The organism is Bacillus sp. ATD, assembly GCF_050585765.1.
GTDB lineage: Bacteria > Bacillota > Bacilli > Bacillales > Bacillaceae > Bacillus > Bacillus stercoris.
This window is the reverse complement of record NZ_JBOBQH010000001.1, coordinates 504463-523927: the sequence shown is the minus strand read 5'-3', so window position 1 is coordinate 523927 and position 19465 is coordinate 504463. Positions and strand designations below refer to the sequence as shown.

Here is a 19465-nt window from a genome sequence, read left to right as displayed (position 1 = left end):
CTCTCTCATCCCCAATATATGATCAGGTCATCTGATGACCTGAGTTAAAATAACTATATGAATATCGTACACTATTCTGATAATGGAAGGGAAGGGTTTTCTAAACATCTAGGCAATAAAAAACGCCTGTTCCACTGGACAGACGTTCATAGCACTACACACTTTTTAATGGCCATACAGGCACTTTCTGTATTTTTTAAATGTTTTTACAAATGAATAAAAGAAGCTAAGAGCGCTAAGGAGAACAATCCAGCCCGCTCCCCCTCTCATCAGTGCAATAGGTGTTTCAAATAAAAAGGCTCTGATAAAAGCTGCTCCCGTCTTATCCCACAGGCCCGGCGTATAATACAAACTCTGGGGACTGATAAATAAATCAGCAGTCAAACCATTGGTAGTAAAGAGGATCAGGATGAAGGATAAGAATATAAAAGAAAGTGCAAAGTACAATTGCAATAGGCGTTTATATCTTCCCGCTCTAGATTCTGTATCAGAAAAAATATCGTCTGATGCACTGGCTTTCTCTTTTCTAAAATAATGCAGCCCTTGTGAACTGAAAAGATGCTTCCATCCGCTGTCTTCAAAGAGAGTTCGATAATCAGTAAAATCTCCCGGATGTTTAAAGGTGCGATAGTCTATTTTGACGGTAGAATTGTCAGACGATGTTTCATCTGAAAAACAATAGGATAAAAAAACTTTCCCTTTTAATTCGCACCCCTTATCTGCCATCTTATTCAGCCATTGTTCCTCACGGTCTATGTCCATAAAATATCTGTATTTCTTCATATGGTCTCCCCCTTTTTATTTACTTCCTGCCTCGTTATGTCAACCAGCCGCTCCATCCTCTCCATATCCTTCCACAACACATTTCTTCCGAGTTCAGTGATGATATATGTTTTTCTGCGGCGATCTTCACTTGGATAAGGCTCTATCAATTGATGCTTCAATAAGTTTTCGATTGCGCCATAAAGAGTTCCAGGCGCCATTTTAACTCTTCCGCCGCTAAGATCTTCAATATTTTTCATAATGATGTAGCCGTGAGCAGGATGTAACAAAGACAAAAGAACATAGTAAACAGTCTCAGTCAGCGGCAAATGCTTATTTTCATTCATATAACAGCCTCCAATATTCAGTATAACTGTATAATCCCATCATATACAGTTATACTGAATATTACAACCATAAATGACCAGATAAACACAAAAAAACCTGGCTATAAATAACCAGGTTTCCATTAAATCCAGCCCTTTTCCTCAGCAATGCTGGCGGCTTCTGTCCGATTTTTCGCATGAAGCTTTTGGATGATTTCTGAGATATAGTTTCGGACTGTGCCTTGAGATAAATAGAGCTCCAGCGTAATGTCTTTTGTTGTCTTGCCTAAAGCCGCAAGCCTCAGAATTTCTTGCTCTCTAACGGTTAGGGGATTTTCGTCTCGCATCATATTAAACGTCAGCTCGGGGCTGAAGACACGTTTTCCCTCTACACATTTTCGAATGGCATCGGCCAGATCGTCAATTTCTCCGTCTTTCAGCAGATAGCCATGTGCACCGGCTTTTACCGCACGTTCAAAATATCCGGGGCGGGCAAAGGTAGTTAAAATAATGACCTTGCTGACGCAGCCTTTTTTCATTAATTCCTCTGCCACATCCAGTCCGCTTCGAACCGGCATTTCAATGTCCATGATGCATACATCCGGCTCCAACTTCAAAATAGCATGTAGCGCCTCTTCCCCGTTTAATGCTTGTCCGATGACTGTCATATCCTCTTCTAAATCAAGCAAAGATCCCAAAGCGCCTAAAAGCATTCGCTGGTCCTCAGCAATAAACAGACGAATCATTCTTTTCGTCCTCCAATCATTCTGCTTTTTTAATCAGCGGAATCGTCAGAGTCACAACCGTTCCGTTATGATCTGAAACTGTTAATCCCCCTTCAATGAGCATGAGCCGTTCTTCCATTCCCCGCAGGCCATTCCCAAAGGTTTTCTCCTTCGCTGCTCCCTTTCCGTCATCCCGTATCACGATCCTCATTTTGCCAGCAAACTGAGAAATGGTGATGGCGCAGTGAGTTGCTTTGCTGTGCTTGATGATGTTAGTCACGGCTTCCCGCATACACATACTGATAATATTTTGAGTGACGGGAGATATCTCTGAAAAGTCGTCGGCTCCTTCGTATTGAAAGGTAATGTTCCCCGCCCTTAAAATGTGCTGAATGTTTACGAGCTCCTCTGTTATCGTGACCGTCCTCATATCAGAAACCAGCTCTCGGACTTGCTTGAGTGCGGCTCGCGAGCTGGTTTCCATTTCTTTTGCCTCATGCTTGGTCCGTTCTGGATCAGATGCAGCCAACCGCTGAATGAGCTGGCTTTTTAATGTAAGCAGCGACAAGGTATGGCCAAGAGTATCGTGAAGATCACGGGCGATTCGAACACGCTCCTCTCTTTTAGAGAGTTCTTTTATCTGTTCGTTGGCTTGTGCCAGCTTAGCTTCAAGCTCAATTCTCCGAAACATAGAACGAATGCCGAATGGAGAAATGAGCATGATGACGAGAAACGGGAGAACAGAAAAAAGCTCCCGGAGCGTGACTGAATTCACGATAAATTGGTATAGGCATGGAAAAAGCAGGATAAAGATTAAAGCGCAGAACGCACGGTTAAAATTCGTTTTCTCTTTGTAATAACCAACAAAGTTTGCCGGGAAAAAACCTAAGTATATATAGGTGATATTGTAAAACACACTATATATCAAAATAACCGCCATTTGCATGATAAGCCAATACGTAAACGAAACTCTGCCCACGCAGCAGAATAACTGGCGATATGCCGCGATAAATAGAAGCAGGATGCCATATCCAATGACCTGTTTGACCCCTGATTCTTTTAATAAAGAGAGGAACGGCATAATGGTGTACACCAGAAAGATATAAGGGAAAAATCCGAATTGCTTCGGGAAAATTGATATTGCCTTTTTCATGTATTACACCGCTTCTTGTTTTCTTCTAATATATTTAGATAGTAGCATGAAGAACATCATATAAGCGATTAATATCAGGATATTTTTCCAATCCGGACTCCCGCCCCGCACTAGTTCCCACGCGCCGCTCCCGAAATGATAAGACGGAAGCCACTGGCCAATGTTCTGCATCATGTCAGGCATGACCTCAAACGGCATCCACATCCCCCCGCCTAAAGCCAGCAGCATATAAAGCACATTACTGATTCCGGCCGCTGTTTCTACTTTTCTCATGAGGCCGATTAGTGTGCCTAATGCTAAAAAAGGCAATGCGCCAAACAAAATCCACAGTCCGCTCATCATCCATTCAAACGGTGACAAGGCAATGTCATTGATCATTGCGCCGAACAGAAAAATGACGGTAATCGATAAAACGTGAATGACACTTTGTCCGATCATCTGAGCTAATAAATAGATATGATCTGGAAGAGGTGTAAGGCGGATAAAGGCAGTCCAGCCTTGTGACCGTTCTTGAACCATACGGATGCCCAGTGTCATGATAGAGGAACCCATCACGCTGAAGACTGTCATTGACATTAAGTAATGGGCGTCCCATGCACGTTGGTCGGGAACGTTGGTATTCACTACATTGGTAAAGAGATAATAAAAGACAATTGGCATGATCAGCGACCAAAGCACAAAATACTTGTTCCTAAGCACCCTTTTCATTTCAGCTATGCTTTGCTTCTGCAGCATGTTCACTCATATCGCCTCCCTGTTTCCGTCAGCCAGCCGGCGAAATGCCTCATCGAGCGTTCCGTGTTCAATTCGAATATCCCGTGCTGGGATGTTTTCTTGAAAGATCAACGCCAACACTTTGTCTGTATTTGATGTTTGGATGATGATTCTTTGATGCCTGCGGAACACTCGCTCTACTTCCGGGTGCCGAGACAGCTTTTCCAACGATTCATCTGAATGGAGCGCAAAGGAAACAGACTGTTTTTGAATTCTTGAGCGGATTTGCATCGGCGAGTCATCTGCCACAAGCCGTCCATCAGCAAAAAATAAGATTCGCTGTGCGGCATCGTCTGCTTCCTGTAAATAATGCGTTGAAAAAATAATCGTTTTTCCTTGGTCCGACAGTCCGTGAATGGTCTGCCAGAATCGATGTCTTGATGCAGTGTCCATGCCGACTGTCGGTTCATCAAATATAAGCAGCTCCGGATTCCCGGCAAGAGCCAAAGCAAAGCTTAAACGGCGTTTTTGTCCGCCGGATAATTTTTCTGCTTTTGTTTTCAAGTCTTCTTTTGTGAGTGCTGTTAACGAAACGAGTTCGTTCAAGGACAATGGATTCGGATAATAGCTTCGAAAGAGTTCGAGAATTTCATTCACCTTGAGGCCCGGCATGACACTTACTTCCTGAAGCATCACGCCTATTTGTTCGCGAACCTGTTGATCATCGGGAACCCGGTTAAATAGTTTGATTTCTCCCTTAGTCGGTTTCAGCAATCCTAATATCATAGAGATGACAGTCGTCTTCCCTGCTCCATTCGGTCCGAGAATGGCTGCGATTTCTCCTTTTTTCATGCTGAAGCTGATGTTGTTTACAGCTGTTTTTTGCTGGAACTGTTTTGTCACGTTGCTTACTGATACTGCCTCATTCATCACATGAGCACCTCCTGATGGCTTACATTGATTGTAAAATGCCGGAGCAGCTGTTGTTAGTATGGGGTGTCATGATGATGGAGTGACAAATGTCATTTTCTTTCTCACCGTTAGTATCTAGGCAATCCTCCTGCATCTTCCAATTCATCCACCTTTTCTATCACCCATGTCCTCTTTCTTTTAAACTGCTATGACTTTCATAGAAAGATACACTTTTCAAAGCATGCGAGTGTTATGATAGACACATTGAACTTTATATTACTTTCCGGCTGAAAGGAGCCAATCATGAACGAAGCGATTTTGTCTAGAAATCATGTGAAGGTGAAAGGCAGCGGCAAAGCATCTATCATGTTCGCACCCGGTTTTGGATGCGATCAAAGCGTGTGGAATGCCGTGGCACCGGCCTTTGAAGAAGAGCACCGGGTCATTTTATTTGATTACGTCGGTTCGGGACATTCAGATTTGCGCGCATATGGCCTGAATCGCTACCAGACACTTGACGGCTATGCCCAAGATGTCCTTGATGTTTGTGACGCTTTAGATCTGGAGGAAACCGTGTTTGTGGGGCACTCCGTCGGAGCCGTGATTGGGATGCTTGCATCCATCCGCCGCCCGGAGCTTTTTTCCCAACTGGTGATGATAGGGCCTTCTCCTTGCTATTTGAATGATCCGCCTGAGTATTATGGAGGATTTGAAGAGGAGCAGCTCCTTGGTTTGCTGGAGATGATGGAGAAAAATTATATCGGCTGGGCAACTGTATTTGCGGCAACCGTTCTGAATCAGCCAGATCGGCCTGAAATTAAGGAAGAGCTTGAAAGCCGTTTTTGTTCTACTGACCCTGTCATTGCCCGCCAATTCGCAAAAGCGGCGTTTTTTTCTGATCACCGGGAAGATCTTTCGAAGGTAACGGTTCCCTCTCTTATTCTCCAATGTGCAGATGATATCATCGCACCTGCAACAGTAGGTGATTATATGCATCAGCATCTGCCTTATAGCAGTCTGAAACAAATGGTGGCCCGCGGACATTGCCCTCATATGAGCCATCCAGATGAGACGATACAGCTGATCGGCGATTATTTAAAGGCACACGTGTGATAGCGGAACGAAAGGGATAGGGGTGACCCTCTTAATGGACAAACAATTGAATGATGCACCATGCGGTTTCCTCACTTTGTCAGAAGAGGGGTCGATCTTAGCTGCCAACCGGACCCTTATCAATATTCTGGATTATGAACCGGAGCAGGTTATCGGCCAGCATATGAATACGATGTTGACCGTTCCCGCACAGCTTTTCTGCCAGCTTTATTTTTTTCCGCTTTTGAAATTGGAGCATCACATCGAAGAAATATACATTTCCCTGAAAGCAAGAGATGGAGAAGAAATTCCCGTCCTTATCAATGCTATTGCGAGACACAGTAGCGGGGCTTCTGTCTTTGATTGTGTTCTTATTCCAATGCGAAAGCGAAATGAATATGAAAATGAGCTGCTGATAGCCAGAAATGAAGCTCAAGAAGCATTGCTTGCCAAACAGAAAGCCAATGCGGAGTTAGAGATTGCCTTGGAAACGCTGAAAGCAAAACAAGAAGAACTTCTTGAGATCAATAAACAAAATCAACAATTTAAATTAAACACCAAAAGAGAGCTTGAACTCGCCAGAAAGATCCAGAAAAACTCGTTGACTGAACCGATTTTAAACGATCAGGTTCAGATTGGATCTTATTACAATGCATCGAGTGATTTGTCAGGGGATCTTTACGGATTCTATCAAATCGATGAACACCGTTACGGCATTATTATCCTTGATGTGATGGGGCACGGGATTTCATCGGCATTGATTACGATGTCACTTCATCCTTTGTTTCAGCGCCAGATCACGCAAGGTCTCAGTCCCGTTAACGTCATGAAAGAATTAGACCGGCACCTTCACAGCTTGTTTCAAAATGATGAGGAAGCAAGACATTATTGCACTGCTATTTATCTTGAGATTGATATAGCACGGCAAAGCATTGATTATGTCAACGCAGGGCATCCGCCGGCACTATGGCAGGACGACAGCGGAACTCAACATCTGCTTCACGCGACCTCGCCTCCGATCGGGATGTTTGAAGACTTAGTGTTTCAGTCAAGCAGCCTTTCATATACGGATGGCGGAAGACTGCTTCTATATACGGATGGCGTGATGGATCCTACGGCTTCATGCTATTTATTTGATTTACTAAAAGAACATCCTGATTCGCCGATCACTGACCTGAAGGAGAAAATCCTTACGTCACTCCAGCATCAAAAGGAAGCTCATCATAAGAGTGATGATGAATGTTTTATATTAGTTGATGTAAAATAAAATGATCCATGAGACATAACAATGATTTGTTACATCTCATGGATTTTTCTTTTTCAGCGTTTCTTTGGAATATGGCCTGATTCCGCATATTGAAACACCTGCAAGGAAGGCAGCGGATGACCATTAAAATCAAACAAAGCTTGATTATCTACAGCACTTCCCCCATACCACTTCCCGGCATCTTCAGGGTCATATTCAGCAGCATAGCTGGAGGCCCACCCTGACCCGTATGTTTCCCATAACACTTTGTTTTTCTCTATCTGCGTCTTCGGCCCGACTGGAATCCACGCCGGCTCCCAATAGAAAACGCCAAGTCCTGCTTTGCCCGTATTCGCTACTGCCGCCATTACATCTCTTACTGCAGTTGTCTGCCCTTGAACAGAAATGGGATATGGCAGCGTCTGTCCGCTTTTTGGCGCTGTATTTCCATGCCCATCGCCATCCTCAGCGGTATAGGTGTACGACGTCTCCGCCACCATGACTTTTTTGCCGTACGTATCGGCAACAGCCTTCAGCACGGAGGTCAAATTTTGTAATGTGCCATGCCAGAAAGGATAATAGGAGCTCGCGAACACATCATAATCTACTTTGTTTTTGCTGAGTGTTTCTGCAATAAATGAATACCTTCCAGCCGTTTCAGGATTGGTAAAATGCAGGGCGACCAAAATGCCTGAATTTGTCTCCCTGACCGCTCGGCTTCCTTCTTTAAATAATTGGCACATCTTCGTCCAATCGGTTTCGCCGGCAAATCCTCCTGTTGTTTCATTTCCGACCTGAACCATGCCGATGTCAACGCCTTCCTTGATCATCTTTTGCAGACTTTGTTTCGTATACTCATAGAGCTTGGCTTTTTTTGCTTCAAAGCTGAGATTCGCCCAAGCTTTAGGCACCTTTTGTTTCGCGGGATCTGCCCAAAAATCAGAATAATGAAAGTCGGCAAGCACCTTCATTCCGTTCGCTGTCGCTCTTTTTCCGATTTCGATGGCTTTTTGAATATCATTGTTTCCTCCGCCATACCCGTTGCCATTTGAATCATACGGGTTATTCCAAATGCGGACGCGAACATAGTTGACCCCAGCCTGTTTTAAAGTTGTAAAGATGTCCTGTCGTTTTCCGCTTGTATTGTAAAAGTTGACACCGCTGTTTTCCAAAGCAATAACGCTGGACACATCTGCCCCTTTAATAAAGTCTTTGTTCATTCCCTCTACTTTTTTAACAAAAAGATCCTCTGCCCGAAGCTCTGGCACATGCTTCTCCTTCTCAACGGCAGCGGCAGATCCCGGTGAACTGAATGCACTCCACACGATGGCAGCCGCTAAGCACATTTTCACTCCATTCCTCATGATTCCACCCCTCACGATTTAGTAAGCGATTTCTTAATACAGAAAAAAGAATCCGCCCATATCGAGCGGAGCATCAGGCTAATGAGTGTTTACTACGATTCTTACTTCATACTTTTCCATCGTCAGGTCGCCTGACAATATCTCTCCTGTCATCATGTCCTTCACACTCTGATCAAACGTGACCAGCTGTTTTTCTTCCGTAAAATTCATGACAAAAATATAATCATTGTCCTGATCCTGCCTCGCTTGTACGGAGACGCCTTTTCCGTGCCGAACCGGAAAAACAGGTGAAAGAGAAAGGTCTGTGATCAGACCCTCATAGAAATCACGGTGAAATTGATCCTCCAAACGCGCGCCGATAAAATACGCCTTGCCCTGCTGATATTGATGGCTTGTGACAGCTGGCGTACGGGCGTAAAAATCCTCTTGATACACCGCTTCTGTTGAAGCAGTTTTTACATCAATCACGGTTGCATAATCCTTCATTTCGTATGTTTTGCCGCGGTAGCTGACAGCATTTCGATCCTTCGGATACAGCGTGTCCGTTTCAAGAGGCTCAATTCCGAAAATTGCTTGAAGATCCGGATGCCATCCGCCTGTGTATGTTAAGTCATGCTCATTCACAATTCCGCTGATATACGTCATGACTAAGATGCCGCCATCAGCTGTAAACGCTTTTAAACGGGAAATGGTGTCCTCGCTGATTAAATAAAGCATCGGGACGATGAGCAGTTTATATGGTGAAAAGTCTTGTTCTTTCGTGATGACATCGACAGGGATATCGTGTTCCCAGAATGTGCGGTAATGCTGCTGAAGCGTTTGCGGATAACGTTTTGTCGCCTTCGCAAACCCCTGAGCATCCTCGAGCGCCCAATGATTTTCCCAGTCATATAAAATAGCGGTTTGTGCCGGCCTCTTCGTTCCGACAACCTCGGACAGCCGTTCCAATGTCTCACCGACCTTGGCCACTTCTTGAAAGACGCGGTTCTTCGGGCTGTTGTCATGATCCACAACCGCCCCATGCAATTTTTCTGATGACCCGCGTGATTTGCGGTATTGGAAATAGAGAACGCTGTCCGAGCCGTGGGCTATCATTTGCATAGATGACAGCAGATTCATGCCCGGGCGCTTCGCCTTATTGACGTTATGCCAATTGACCGCGCTTGGCGTACACTCCATTAATAAGAAAGGCTGCTGCTTCAAGCTTCGGTACAGGTCATTGATAAAGCCGACCTTCATCGCCAAATCAGCTGTGCTTTCCCAGTCATTGTGCCAGACAGGATAAGCGTCCCAGCTGATGGCATCGACATGTTTCGCAAATTTGCTGTAGTCGAGGCCCTGATATGGAATTAAATCCGGTGTGTCAGCCATAAAGTTCGTTGTGATAGGGACAGCAGGTGTCAGTTCTTTCAGCGGAACGATTTCATTTTCATAAAACGAAATCGTTTGATCGGTGACGAACCGGCGCCAGTCTAAGTTCAAGCCGTGCAAGCCGTTTTCACCGATCGGCGAAGGGCTTTCAATTTGTGACCAGTCATTGAATGTATGGCTCCAAAAAGGAGTCCACCACGCACGATTCAATGTTTTGAGGCTGTTGTCGTATTTTGATTTCAGCCACTCCCTGAAAGCATGCTGGCATAGATCACAGTGGCAATCTCCCCCGTATTCGTTTGAAATATGCCACATTAACAGCGCCGGGTGATTGCCGTATCGTTCTGCTAATAAGCGGTTGATGTGCCGAGTTTTTTCTCGATAGACTTTAGATGTGAGACAGTGGTTGTGCCTTCCGCCGTGCAGCTGTTTGACGCGGGAGGCATTGACGCGCAAAACTTCCGGATAGGCTTGCGACAGCCAAGCCGGACGGGCTCCGCTCGGCGTTGCTAATATGACCCGGCCGCCTATACTGTGAATCCGCTCAAAAATATCATCCAGCCAGTCAAATTGATATACGCCCTCCTCCGGCTCAAGTGCGCTCCATGCAAAAATGCCGACAGAAAACGTATTCGTATGAGAAAGCTTCATCAGTTTGATATCGTCAGCTAAAATATCGGGCCGATCCAGCCACTGATCGGGGTTGTAGTCTCCCCCATGAAGCATAAAATTCGCTTCGGTTACGAACGTTTTTTCAAGCTTTGACATCACATTCTCCTCCTTATTCTCTTAGCCCTTCGTTCCGCCTGCGGTTAATCCGGACACAAAATTCTTTTGCAGTATGATAAAGATGACGGCAACCGGAATGCTGATAAGCAAGGCCCCGGCCGCAAATGTCGTATAGCTGGCCCCCATAACATCATTCACTAAATTGAATAGGCCGACGGGCAATGTATATGATTCAGGCGTTCTCAATATCGTTGATGACAGCACAAAATCTCCGAGCGGTCCTGTAAAGCTGTTCATGGCCACCACTGCCGCCATCGGTTTTGATAATGGCAGAATGATTTGGAAGAAGATTCGGGTGCTGCTGGCCCCGTCAATCTTGGCGCTTTCGTCTAAGTCCATCGGAATGGAATCCATGTACCCTTTCATCAAATACGTATTCATCGGGATCAGGCCGCCGATATAAAGCAAGATTAACAGCCAGTGGCTATTGATCATGCCCAAGATTTGCGCCAATACAAACAAAGCGATTAAAGCCGAAAACTGAGGAATCATTTGCAGCAATAAAAAGAGGGTTAGAGCGTATTTCCTCCCTTTGAACCGAAAGCGCGAAAACGCATAGGCCGTAAACGTCACACAGAGCAAAGACCCTGCCATTGTAAACAGGCTGATCTTCATTGAGTTGACATACCACTGCACATATTGAAGGCTTTCCTTGCCCGCAAATAATTCCTTGTAATGATCGAATGTCGGATGCTTCGGAATGATGGATGTACTGATTAAGCTGTTGCCGGGGTTAAAGCTTGCGCCTGCCGTCCAAAGGAGAGGATAAACAATGATGACCGCCATAAAGGCTAACAACAAGTAAGAGAAAAGGAGACGGAAATATTTTCTGACCTTCATATCTGCCAGCATGCCTCATGCCTCCTCTTTAAAAGACTTTGTCTGTCTGAACTGCCACAATGCGATGGAGATGACAAACACAGATAATAAAATCGTTAAAGCCGCAGCAAGTGAATATTGGCTTGACTGCATTGTCAACTTATAAATCCATGAAACGAGGATGTCTGTCCCGCCGGCTGTCGATCCGGTTACAGCCGGACCTCCGCCATTAAATAGATAGATAATATTAAAGTTATTAAAATTAAACGTAAACTGAGTAATGATAATCGGCGCCATGGCGATGAACACCATTGGAAGCGTAATGTATCTCAGCTTTGAAAAGACAGAAGCGCCATCAATCGTAGCTGCTTCATACAGATCGTCCGGGATGGATTGCAATACGCCTGTTGAGACGAGAAAGATGTACGGAAATCCGAGCCAGCCCTGCATGAGAATCAACGCAAGCCTCGACCAATTAGCATCTGTCATCCACGGAAGCGGATCTATCCCGAAGAAAGCCAAGATGTCGTGATTCATCGCACCAAAGCTATCATTAAACAGCCCCGCAAAAATTAAAATCGTCACAAAACCGGGAACGGCCCATGGCAAAATCAGTATCGTCCGGAAAAAGCGTTTAAAACGAAGGTCTTTCTGGTTGACAATGATCGCGAGAAAAATCCCCAAGCTGACTTGCAGTGTGGATGCAGCAAGTGTCCAAACCACCGTCCAAGCCAGTACATCAAAAAAGGTCGACCTCCAAATATCAACTGTGAAAATATTTGCGAATGTTTGAAAACCGACCCAATCAATTAATTTTGCAGGAGGAGAATGATACAAATCATAGTTTGTGAACGCTAATGCAAAGCTGAATAAAATGGGGAAGATCACGGCGAAAATTAGAATAAACAAAGATGGGCCGCTGACGACATAAGGATAGCCCTCAGAAATGATATGCCGGTATTGTTCTTTTAAGGAACTTAATGGCTTGTTTTCATCACGCTGTTTTCCGCTTTGAAACGCATCGCGAAGATTCACATAATACACCGCAAGGCCAAAGCAGGTCACGATGACAGCGATAATTCCTTCCGCCAGCAAGAAAACGGAATTATCCCGCGGCACTTCTGTTCCCAGTGTAAAGATTCCCCAAAATCCCATATTGAGCAGATCTCCAAAGACCGCAAAAAACGATGCGCCTAAGAAAAGAAAGACAAAGCCTTTTATCCATTGCTTGTTATAAAATTGCCCGAGCCCCGGGATGATAGACAGCAACAAAGCGATTTGACGATGCTGCACCGTTTTCACCTCTCTTACAATACAAATCTAGCTTTCTCTTTATGTTCCGCTGTGCTTTGCCTTAATTTGTCCTTTGGCCGTTTCAGCTGCTTGATCCAATGCTTGTTTCGGACCCGCCTTCCCTGTTGCAACTGTCTGTAATGCAGAATCAGCCGGCGTCCATATTTCATTCATTTCCGGAATATTTGGTGTTGGCTCTGAGAAACGGGATTGTTCAGTAACAGCCCGTGCCGCCTCACTTTTCATAATAGCCGGGTCATTGGCTAGAGATTTTACAGCAGGAACTTCTTTCGTCTCTTCATATCGTGTTTTAGAATTTTTTTCATTTGCCAGGAATACGGCTAATTCTTGCGCCAGCTCCGCATTCTTTGAAAATGCGCTGACGTTGTAGCTTTTGACGCCGATAAAGGAACTCATGTTTTTCCCATTTTCCAGCTTCGGCAGTTTCGTAATGCCATAATTGATCCCTGCTTTCGAAAAGGCTTCTACATTCCATGGACCAGAAATAATTGCGGCGGCTTTTCCTTCTGTGAACAGTGATTCCAACACGTTAATCCCTTGTTCTCCAATAATGCCTGCCGGGAATAAGCCCTCTTTGTAAAACTTCTGCATCAGCGCCGCACCTTTGACAGCGCCTTCATTATTGATTCCAATGTCTGACGGGTTATAGCTGCCGTCTTTGTCCTTTCCAAAAATGTATCCGCCGTATCCGCTCATTACACTTTCCGCATAATAAATTTGATCGAATAAGGCTAAAAAGCCAAATTTGCTGCCATCAGCAGTCTTTTTGGAATAGTCGTACCACTCTTCCAGCGTTTTGGGCAATTCCTTTTCTGAGATGAGATCTTTGTTGTAAAACAGCACAGTCGTTTCAACTGCTTTTGGCAGTCCATAAAGCTTTTGATCGACCATTTGAGACTGAATGGAAGCGTCAGTATAAAGTGATTGAACGTCTTTTTTGACATGTAATTCCTTGAGTAATCCTTCCGTGACAGCCGTTCCGATTTGGTCACCTGGCATTGTTAACACGTCAGGGCCTGTGCCGGCCGGTCCGTCCATTCGCAAATCTTCAATCTGCTTGGCATACGGTTTTTCAACGACTTTGACCTTCACATCATGCTCTTTTTCAAATGCAGCGACGGCGTCTTTAATGCCGTTGCTCTTTTCTTTATCCTCCCATACAACAAGCTCTGACCCTTTTGAACTCGATTTGGCGCTGCTGCTTTCCTTTGGGCCGCAAGCCGCCAAGGATAAACTGACAGCTGCGCAGAGCATGAGTACGGAACACCTTTTTGCCTTTTTCATTGATTGTCACCCTTTCGGTAGAAATGAAAGCGCTTTTAAAATAATATAGCACGCTTGAGAAAATGTGTAAACAAACTATTTACTACTTTAGGTAAATTATTTTACCTAATTAAAAAAACGGCTTAGTGTCCTAAGCCGTTTTTAATTCATACTCTTTCTGACGATTAATTCCGCGCCCACATATAAAGTTTTTACCGTCTTTCTCTTGTCCTGCACTTGTTCAAGCAGCAATTGAACAGCGTTTTTACATAATTCATGTATATCAATATGAAACGTCGTCAGAGGAGGTGAGACATACTTCGCGAAGCTGATGTTGTTGATACTCACAATACTTACCCTGTTCGGTATGGCAATTCCTTTTTCGTTCAGGGCTTGCAGACAGCCCACTGCAATCGGGTCCGCTGCGATCATAAAAGCAGTCGGAAGCTGGTCGCCTAATGTCTCGATCGCCGCTGACATCAGGCGGTAGCCGTTTTCTACAGAGAATCCGCGATGACAGAAAATATACCGCTCGTCCAGCATGCCTTTTTCCCTCATATAGGATCTGAAGGTTTCTTCACGGATGTCCATTTCATCCTGGTTGGTGTTCGGATTTTTGTATGTGCCGCCGATAAAGCCGATGCTTTTATGTCCCTTCTCAGCCAGGATGTTTACCGTCTTCCTTGTCATTTGTGCTAAGTCAGGCCTTACCGAGTCAAAATAATCGGGATCAGGAGTTGAATCGATAAAGACGCCGTTTTCAGTGAGATTTCTAAGGAAAGCCAGCTCTTCATCTGAAAATGTGCCGACGGCAATAAACCCTTCCGTATGTTCAGGAATGCACTCAATTCCATCTGATATTTTATAAGTGGTCATATCGATATTGAATGCTTTCGCCAGTTTCTCTATTTCCAATCTCATCGTTTTAAAGTAGACATCTTCCAATTCTTCTTTATCTGTCAGCCAATATAAAAACGCAATATGTTTCACCAGCGGCCTTACTGTTTTTTTGCGGTAATTGAGTTTCTCCGCCGCTTCATAGATTTTCTCCCGTGTCTCATCAGGAACAGAAAGGCTTTCATCGTTATTTAAAACGCGGGAAACGGTTGAGATTGAAAATCCCGCTTCCTGCGCGATATCTTTAATTGTCGCCATTGCATCTGCCTCCATTATGCAGCTCGCATTCATTTTAGTAAAATATTTTACTTTCTTTTTCAAAAATGTCAAGCGTACAAAGCCCCTGGCTGCCTCATGTAAAAAGACTGAACCATTTGCGGCTCAGTCTCAGTTGTTCGTTTCATCCGGAACCAGCAGAATTGCCCGGGAAATGAGTTGGTTATTGCACATTTTCCTCGAAATATCCCGAAAGCACATCTTCCACATTCGTCAAGTGCGCCAGCATGGCGGCTTCCGCCTGTGCACCGTCCCCGGCAGCCACGGCATTGTAAATCCGTTCGTGCTCCTCATACAGCCGCTGAACTGAGGTCTTCTTGGAAAACAGCCAGATTTTCCGCGTTTCTCTCATTGTTTCCAGCAGCAATGATGATACGTGATTCATCAAGTGTTTAAGAAGTTCATTTTGAGAAGCGTCCGCAAGCGCCAGATGAAATGCAAAATCTGCTTTCTCTCCCAGCTCCCCGTCCGCTTCAATGCTGCCCATTTCCTTTAGTGCATCCTGAATTCTTTCGAGATCTGCTTCTGTCCTTTTTTCAGCCGCTAGTGAAGCCACGCCGATTTCAAGCAGTTTTCTGACCTCAAGCAGCTGCTTGACGTCCTCTTTTTTCATAAGAAGGGCGGCTGAGAGCGGCTGAGAAATTTGATTGAGCTCAAATTCCTTCAGGTACGTGCCTTCCCCCTGTTTCATTTCGACAAGCCCCATCGCTTTTAGCGCAGAAAGTGCTTCTCGAACCGCTGAACGGCTGACTTGAAAGTTCTCAGCAAGCGCCTGAACAGAGTCCAGTTTATCTCCAGGCTTCAATTCGCCGTTTTTGATCATATCTAATAGTGCATCCGCTACTTCTTCATATATTTTTTTTGTTTTAATTTGTTTGTATTTCATGCAATTCACCCCGTAACTTGTAGGTCTGGCTGTTTACGATCTATTATACTCTGTTTTATGGGCCGCCAAAAGATTTTGACTATTTTGTCAAAAAGTCTTGTACTTTGATTTTTTTCAAAATATAATGCTAGGTAACTGGTCTTATTACCCAGTCATCAGATGATCATATCATCTATAGAAACCGCTTACATACAACGCCAGTTTATGTTTCAAGGAGGGGTTTGGGATGCAATGGACACAGGCATATACGCCTATAGGGGGAAATTTGCTTTTATCAGCGCTTGCCGCACTTGTACCGATTATTTTCTTTTTTTGGGCACTCGCGATTAAACGGATGAAGGGGTATACAGCGGGCTTGGCCACATTGGGGATCGCCCTTGTCATTGCTGTATTGGTTTATCGGATGCCTGCGGAAAAAGCGCTGATGTCGGCGACACAAGGAGCCGTTTACGGAATATTGCCGATTGGCTGGATCATTGTGACGTCTGTTTTTTTGTATAAAATTACTGTGAAAACGGGGCAGTTTGATATCATCCGCAGTTCGGTTCTCTCGATTACTGATGACCGGCGGCTTCAAGCCCTCTTGATCGCTTTTTCATTCGGGGCTTTTTTAGAAGGGGCAGCAGGCTTCGGAGCGCCTGTCGCCATTTCTGCCGCGCTTTTGGTCGGTCTCGGCTTTAATCCTCTTTATGCGGCGGGGATCTGTTTGATCGCCAATACGGCGCCTGTCGCCTTTGGCGCAATTGGAATTCCAATTACAGCCGTAGAAGGGCCGACAGGGATTCCGGCGATGGAGATTTCACAAATGGTCGGGCGGCAGCTGCCGTTTTTATCCGTATTTATTCCACTTTATTTAATCATCATTATGAGCGGGTTCAGGAAAGCCTTGGAGGTCTGGCCGGCGATTCTCGTATCCGGTGTTTCCTTTGCTGTTGTTCAATATCTCAGTTCCAATTTTTTAGGGCCTGAGCTGCCTGATGTTTTGTCAGCGCTTGTTTCAATGGCTGCGCTTGCTGTGTTTTTGAAATGGTGGAAGCCGAAAACAACATTCCGGTTTGCCGGTGAACAGGAATCGGCCGCCGCGATTGAAACGGCGCGAACGAATCCGACAGCGCCTGCGTACAGCGGCGGACAGATTTTCAAGGCTTGGTCGCCATTTCTGCTGCTGACGGTGATGATTTCCGTATGGGGCATTCCATCTGTCAAATCCGCGCTGACAGGGCATTATGAAGGCTCTGCTGTGTTCTTGACATGGCTGAATGCTGTTGGGGAAAAACTGACTTTTGCCCCTGGTGTGCCTTTTTTGAACAATCAGATTGCCAATGCTGGCGGTACGCCGATTGAAGCGGTTTACAAGCTTGACGTGCTCGGTTCAGCCGGCACCGCCATCTTGATTGCCGCTGTGCTGTCAAAATTCATCACGGCGATTTCGTGGAAAGACTGGGGAGCCGTTTTTAAAGAAACGATCCAAGAGTTGAAGCTTCCGATTTTGACCATCGCATCTGTGGTTGGTTTTGCCTATGTCACAAACTCCTCAGGAATGAGCACGACACTCGGGATGACACTCGCGCTGACGGGTTCGATGTTTACCTTCTTTTCGCCTGTTCTCGGCTGGCTCGGCGTCTTTATTACCGGCTCGGATACTTCTGCCAACCTGCTGTTCGGCAACCTGCAGAAAGTCACCGCGTTATCGGTCGGTATGGACCCTGTTCTGTCTGTCGCCGCCAACTCTTCAGGCGGTGTCACAGGAAAAATGATTTCGCCGCAGTCGATTGCGGTGGCATGCGCCGCGGTAGGACTCGCCGGAAAGGAGTCAGATCTTTTCCGTTTTACCATTAAACACAGTCTGTTTTTGCTGCTGCTCGTTTGTATCATCACCTTTTTACAGCATCATGTGTTCAGCTGGATGATTCCTTAAAAAAAACCTCCCAACACGGGAGGTTTTTATTTATACCGTTTTCTCGCTGCCGAAGACGGAATGTTCATCTGATCGCGGTATTTAGCCACGGTGCGTCTCGAGATTTGGATGCCGTGCTGTTCATATAGCAATTCGGCAAGCTTTTGATCTGAGAGCGGTTTTGTTTTGTCCTCTTGATTGATCAGGTCTTCAAGATGCATTTTGACTGCATAATTCGACGCATCTCCATCTCCTGAAGCCTCGGCTTTTGCTGAGAAAAAGAGTTTCATCTCAAACAGCCCGTAAGGCGTTTGGATCGTTTTTCCTTTAATGGCCCGGCTCACAGTTGATTCATGAAGGCTTAAGCAGTCTGCTATCTCCCTGAGAGTCAGCGGTTTCATTGCGCTCCGCCCTTTCAGAAAGAAATCCTTTTGGCGTGTGATCAGCTCATTGATTATCCTCGTGATGGTCTGTTTTCGCTGTCGTAGCGCGCGGCTCAGCCAGCGCCATTCCTGATATTTCGCGGATAAATAAGAGACAGTATCCTGACAGGAGCCGGATGATAAAAGCGTACTGTACTGCGGATGCAGATCGATTTCGGGAAACGAGCGGGTATTCAGCTCCGCTGCGATGTGCCCGTTTTTTACGGTGATAAAAATGTCAGGCTCGATATACACATCTTGCTCTGGACGGGCAAACAGAAGACCCGGTCTTGGATGAAGAGCCGCTATATCATCTGAAATATCCTGAATGGTATCAAGCGGAATTCCAGTTTTCGCTGAAAGCGCTTTCCATTTTTTTTGAGCAAAAGCATCAAAATGAGCAGAAACAAGCATTTCCGCTTGTTCATTTCTGTTCGGCAGCCGCTGTAATTGAAGAAGGATGCATTCCTGCAAAGATCTCGCGCCGATTCCAGCCGGCTCTAGTGACTGGAGTTTCGCCAAAACAGCCTCTGTTTCCTTGACCGATACAGATAAGCGCTGTGCCGCCTCCTCCACATCTTCTTCCAAATATCCGTTTGAATCAAGCGAATAAATCAGATAATTAAAAATCTTTTTTTCAGTGTTTGACAGATTCATATCGAGTGACTGCTGTTTTAACGCATCCTGCAATGTTTTTTGCGGATCACTTAATTGAAGGCCCGCTTCCTGTGCATTCATCCTGTTTTTATTTGTTTTATGGTAAGATAGTGGCGGTGTGTCTGTTTCCTTTCGTTCAATAAGAGGGTTTTCCAGTGAGAGCTCATCAATGTACTCGGCGAGTTCTGCCGAATGATAGCCAAGCAGCGTGATGGCCTGCCTGAGCTCCTGTGTCAGTTGAGGCTTTAATACTTGTACTTGCTGAAGTTTCATATCCATCTTGCTCACTCCCCTTTCTTCATTGTACATGATTGAGATCATACCGTATACATTTATGAAAAAGGAGCTGCCAAAGAAATGTCTGAACTTTTTTCCGTCCCTTATTTTATTGAGAATTTAAAACAGCATATTGAAATGAATCAGTCTGAGGATAAAATCCACGCGATGAACAGCTACTACCGTTCCGTCGTCTCAACGCTCGTGCAAGACCAGCTGACGAAAAACGCAGTCGTCCTGAAACGGATTCAGCATTTAGATGAAGCATACAACAAAGTCAAACGTGGAGAATCAAAATAAACCT

General features: G+C 45.1%; 18 protein-coding genes. 4 read left to right on the top strand and 14 right to left on the bottom strand.

The genetic code is table 11. The features are described from left to right. Window positions 1-165 precede the first annotated feature (165 nt). The 6 genes from ACQXR1_RS02615 to ACQXR1_RS02590 all read right to left on the bottom strand — a co-directional run bounded on the left by ACQXR1_RS02615 (window position 166) and on the right by ACQXR1_RS02590 (window position 4613). On the bottom strand, window positions 166-783 hold the full coding sequence (locus ACQXR1_RS02615) for a DUF2812 domain-containing protein (RefSeq protein ID WP_103031024.1): 618 nt from the start codon (window positions 781-783) through the stop codon (window positions 166-168). Then, window positions 780-1109 carry a PadR family transcriptional regulator gene (locus ACQXR1_RS02610; RefSeq protein WP_041333190.1) on the bottom strand — a complete coding sequence of 110 codons (330 nt, stop codon included), beginning with the start codon at window positions 1107-1109 and terminating at the stop codon, window positions 780-782. Before ACQXR1_RS02610 ends, ACQXR1_RS02615 begins: the two co-directional genes overlap by 4 nt. Before the next feature lie 122 nt (window positions 1110-1231). Next, on the bottom strand, window positions 1232-1834 hold the full coding sequence (yvfU, locus tag ACQXR1_RS02605; protein WP_040081775.1) for a two-component system response regulator YvfU: 603 nt from the start codon (window positions 1832-1834) through the stop codon (window positions 1232-1234). A 16-nt stretch (window positions 1835-1850) separates the two neighbouring features. Continuing rightward, a complete protein-coding gene (gene yvfT / locus ACQXR1_RS02600) occupies window positions 1851-2966 on the bottom strand; it encodes a two-component system sensor histidine kinase YvfT (RefSeq protein WP_430771688.1) in 1116 nt (371 codons plus the stop codon). Between the two features lie 3 nt (window positions 2967-2969). Further along, on the bottom strand, window positions 2970-3707 hold the full coding sequence (locus ACQXR1_RS02595; protein WP_014665431.1) for an ABC transporter permease: 738 nt from the start codon (window positions 3705-3707) through the stop codon (window positions 2970-2972). Further along, window positions 3708-4613: an ABC transporter ATP-binding protein gene (locus ACQXR1_RS02590; RefSeq protein WP_430771687.1), complete on the bottom strand. Its 906-nt coding sequence runs from the start codon at window positions 4611-4613 to the stop codon at window positions 3708-3710. It abuts the gene before it with no gap. 282 nt (window positions 4614-4895) lie between these two features. On the opposite strand from ACQXR1_RS02590, the gene rsbQ reads away from it, so the two are divergent. Continuing rightward, window positions 4896-5705, top strand: a complete 810-nt coding sequence (gene rsbQ, locus ACQXR1_RS02585; protein ID WP_227099328.1) for a sigma factor SigB/phosphatase RsbP regulator RsbQ — start codon at window positions 4896-4898, stop codon at window positions 5703-5705. A gap of 34 nt (window positions 5706-5739) precedes the next feature. Beyond that, complete coding sequence (rsbP, locus tag ACQXR1_RS02580; RefSeq protein WP_227099327.1) at window positions 5740-6951, top strand: phosphoserine phosphatase RsbP; 1212 nt, start codon at window positions 5740-5742, stop codon at window positions 6949-6951. A gap of 53 nt (window positions 6952-7004) precedes the next feature. On the opposite strand, the gene ganB is transcribed toward rsbP, so the two are convergent. The 7 genes from ganB to lutR form a co-directional block, all read right to left on the bottom strand. Next, window positions 7005-8294: an arabinogalactan endo-beta-1,4-galactanase gene (gene ganB / locus ACQXR1_RS02575; RefSeq protein ID WP_430771686.1), complete on the bottom strand. Its 1290-nt coding sequence runs from the start codon at window positions 8292-8294 to the stop codon at window positions 7005-7007. 78 nt (window positions 8295-8372) lie between these two features. Continuing rightward, complete coding sequence (ganA, locus tag ACQXR1_RS02570; RefSeq protein ID WP_430771685.1) at window positions 8373-10436, bottom strand: beta-galactosidase GanA; 2064 nt, start codon at window positions 10434-10436, stop codon at window positions 8373-8375. Window positions 10437-10454: 18 nt separating this feature from the next. Next, complete coding sequence (ganQ, locus tag ACQXR1_RS02565) at window positions 10455-11306, bottom strand: arabinogalactan oligomer ABC transporter permease GanQ (protein WP_014665437.1); 852 nt, start codon at window positions 11304-11306, stop codon at window positions 10455-10457. Window positions 11307-11309: 3 nt separating this feature from the next. Continuing rightward, window positions 11310-12566 carry an arabinogalactan oligomer ABC transporter permease GanP gene (gene ganP / locus ACQXR1_RS02560; protein ID WP_040081765.1) on the bottom strand — a complete coding sequence of 419 codons (1257 nt, stop codon included), beginning with the start codon at window positions 12564-12566 and terminating at the stop codon, window positions 11310-11312. Between the two features lie 39 nt (window positions 12567-12605). After that, window positions 12606-13871: an arabinogalactan oligomer ABC transporter substrate-binding protein GanS gene (gene ganS / locus ACQXR1_RS02555; protein ID WP_430771684.1), complete on the bottom strand. Its 1266-nt coding sequence runs from the start codon at window positions 13869-13871 to the stop codon at window positions 12606-12608. A 141-nt stretch (window positions 13872-14012) separates the two neighbouring features. Further along, complete coding sequence (ganR, locus tag ACQXR1_RS02550; protein ID WP_069838693.1) at window positions 14013-15005, bottom strand: galactan degradation operon transcriptional regulator GanR; 993 nt, start codon at window positions 15003-15005, stop codon at window positions 14013-14015. Window positions 15006-15186: 181 nt separating this feature from the next. Further along, window positions 15187-15909, bottom strand: coding sequence for an L-lactate utilization/bacilysin biosynthesis transcriptional regulator LutR (lutR, locus tag ACQXR1_RS02545; protein WP_430771683.1), 723 nt, complete (start codon window positions 15907-15909; stop codon window positions 15187-15189). A 226-nt stretch (window positions 15910-16135) separates the two neighbouring features. Between lutR and lutP the strand changes: the two genes are divergently transcribed. After that, window positions 16136-17827: an L-lactate permease LutP gene (gene lutP, locus ACQXR1_RS02540; protein WP_286314105.1), complete on the top strand. Its 1692-nt coding sequence runs from the start codon at window positions 16136-16138 to the stop codon at window positions 17825-17827. 26 nt (window positions 17828-17853) lie between these two features. Here lutP and rpoN read toward each other — a convergent pair whose 3' ends face one another. Next, a complete protein-coding gene (gene rpoN / locus ACQXR1_RS02535) occupies window positions 17854-19164 on the bottom strand; it encodes an RNA polymerase factor sigma-54 (RefSeq protein ID WP_430771682.1) in 1311 nt (436 codons plus the stop codon). A gap of 78 nt (window positions 19165-19242) precedes the next feature. Here rpoN and yvfG point away from each other — a divergent pair, with 78 nt between their 5' ends. Beyond that, window positions 19243-19461: a protein YvfG gene (gene yvfG, locus ACQXR1_RS02530; RefSeq protein ID WP_003219905.1), complete on the top strand. Its 219-nt coding sequence runs from the start codon at window positions 19243-19245 to the stop codon at window positions 19459-19461. Window positions 19462-19465 lie beyond the last annotated feature (4 nt).

What these genes read in the sequence shown, in the direction of transcription:
- rsbP (WP_227099327.1), top strand. Translation starts at nt 5,740, where the DNA reads ATGGACAAACAATTGAATGATGCACCATGCGGTTTCCTCACTTTGTCA.
- yvfU (WP_040081775.1), bottom strand. Translation starts at nt 1,834, where the DNA reads ATGATTCGTCTGTTTATTGCTGAGGACCAGCGAATGCTTTTAGGCGCT.
- ACQXR1_RS02610 (WP_041333190.1), bottom strand. Translation starts at nt 1,109, where the DNA reads ATGAATGAAAATAAGCATTTGCCGCTGACTGAGACTGTTTACTATGTT.
- rpoN (WP_430771682.1), bottom strand. Translation starts at nt 19,164, where the DNA reads ATGGATATGAAACTTCAGCAAGTACAAGTATTAAAGCCTCAACTGACA.
- yvfT (WP_430771688.1), bottom strand. Translation starts at nt 2,966, where the DNA reads ATGAAAAAGGCAATATCAATTTTCCCGAAGCAATTCGGATTTTTCCCT.
- ganB (WP_430771686.1), bottom strand. Translation starts at nt 8,294, where the DNA reads ATGAGGAATGGAGTGAAAATGTGCTTAGCGGCTGCCATCGTGTGGAGT.
- rsbQ (WP_227099328.1), top strand. Translation starts at nt 4,896, where the DNA reads ATGAACGAAGCGATTTTGTCTAGAAATCATGTGAAGGTGAAAGGCAGC.
- lutR (WP_430771683.1), bottom strand. Translation starts at nt 15,909, where the DNA reads ATGAAATACAAACAAATTAAAACAAAAAAAATATATGAAGAAGTAGCG.
- yvfG (WP_003219905.1), top strand. Translation starts at nt 19,243, where the DNA reads ATGTCTGAACTTTTTTCCGTCCCTTATTTTATTGAGAATTTAAAACAG.
- ACQXR1_RS02615 (WP_103031024.1), bottom strand. Translation starts at nt 783, where the DNA reads ATGAAGAAATACAGATATTTTATGGACATAGACCGTGAGGAACAATGG.
- ganS (WP_430771684.1), bottom strand. Translation starts at nt 13,871, where the DNA reads ATGAAAAAGGCAAAAAGGTGTTCCGTACTCATGCTCTGCGCAGCTGTC.
- lutP (WP_286314105.1), top strand. Translation starts at nt 16,136, where the DNA reads ATGCAATGGACACAGGCATATACGCCTATAGGGGGAAATTTGCTTTTA.
- ganQ (WP_014665437.1), bottom strand. Translation starts at nt 11,306, where the DNA reads ATGCTGGCAGATATGAAGGTCAGAAAATATTTCCGTCTCCTTTTCTCT.
- ganR (WP_069838693.1), bottom strand. Translation starts at nt 15,005, where the DNA reads ATGGCGACAATTAAAGATATCGCGCAGGAAGCGGGATTTTCAATCTCA.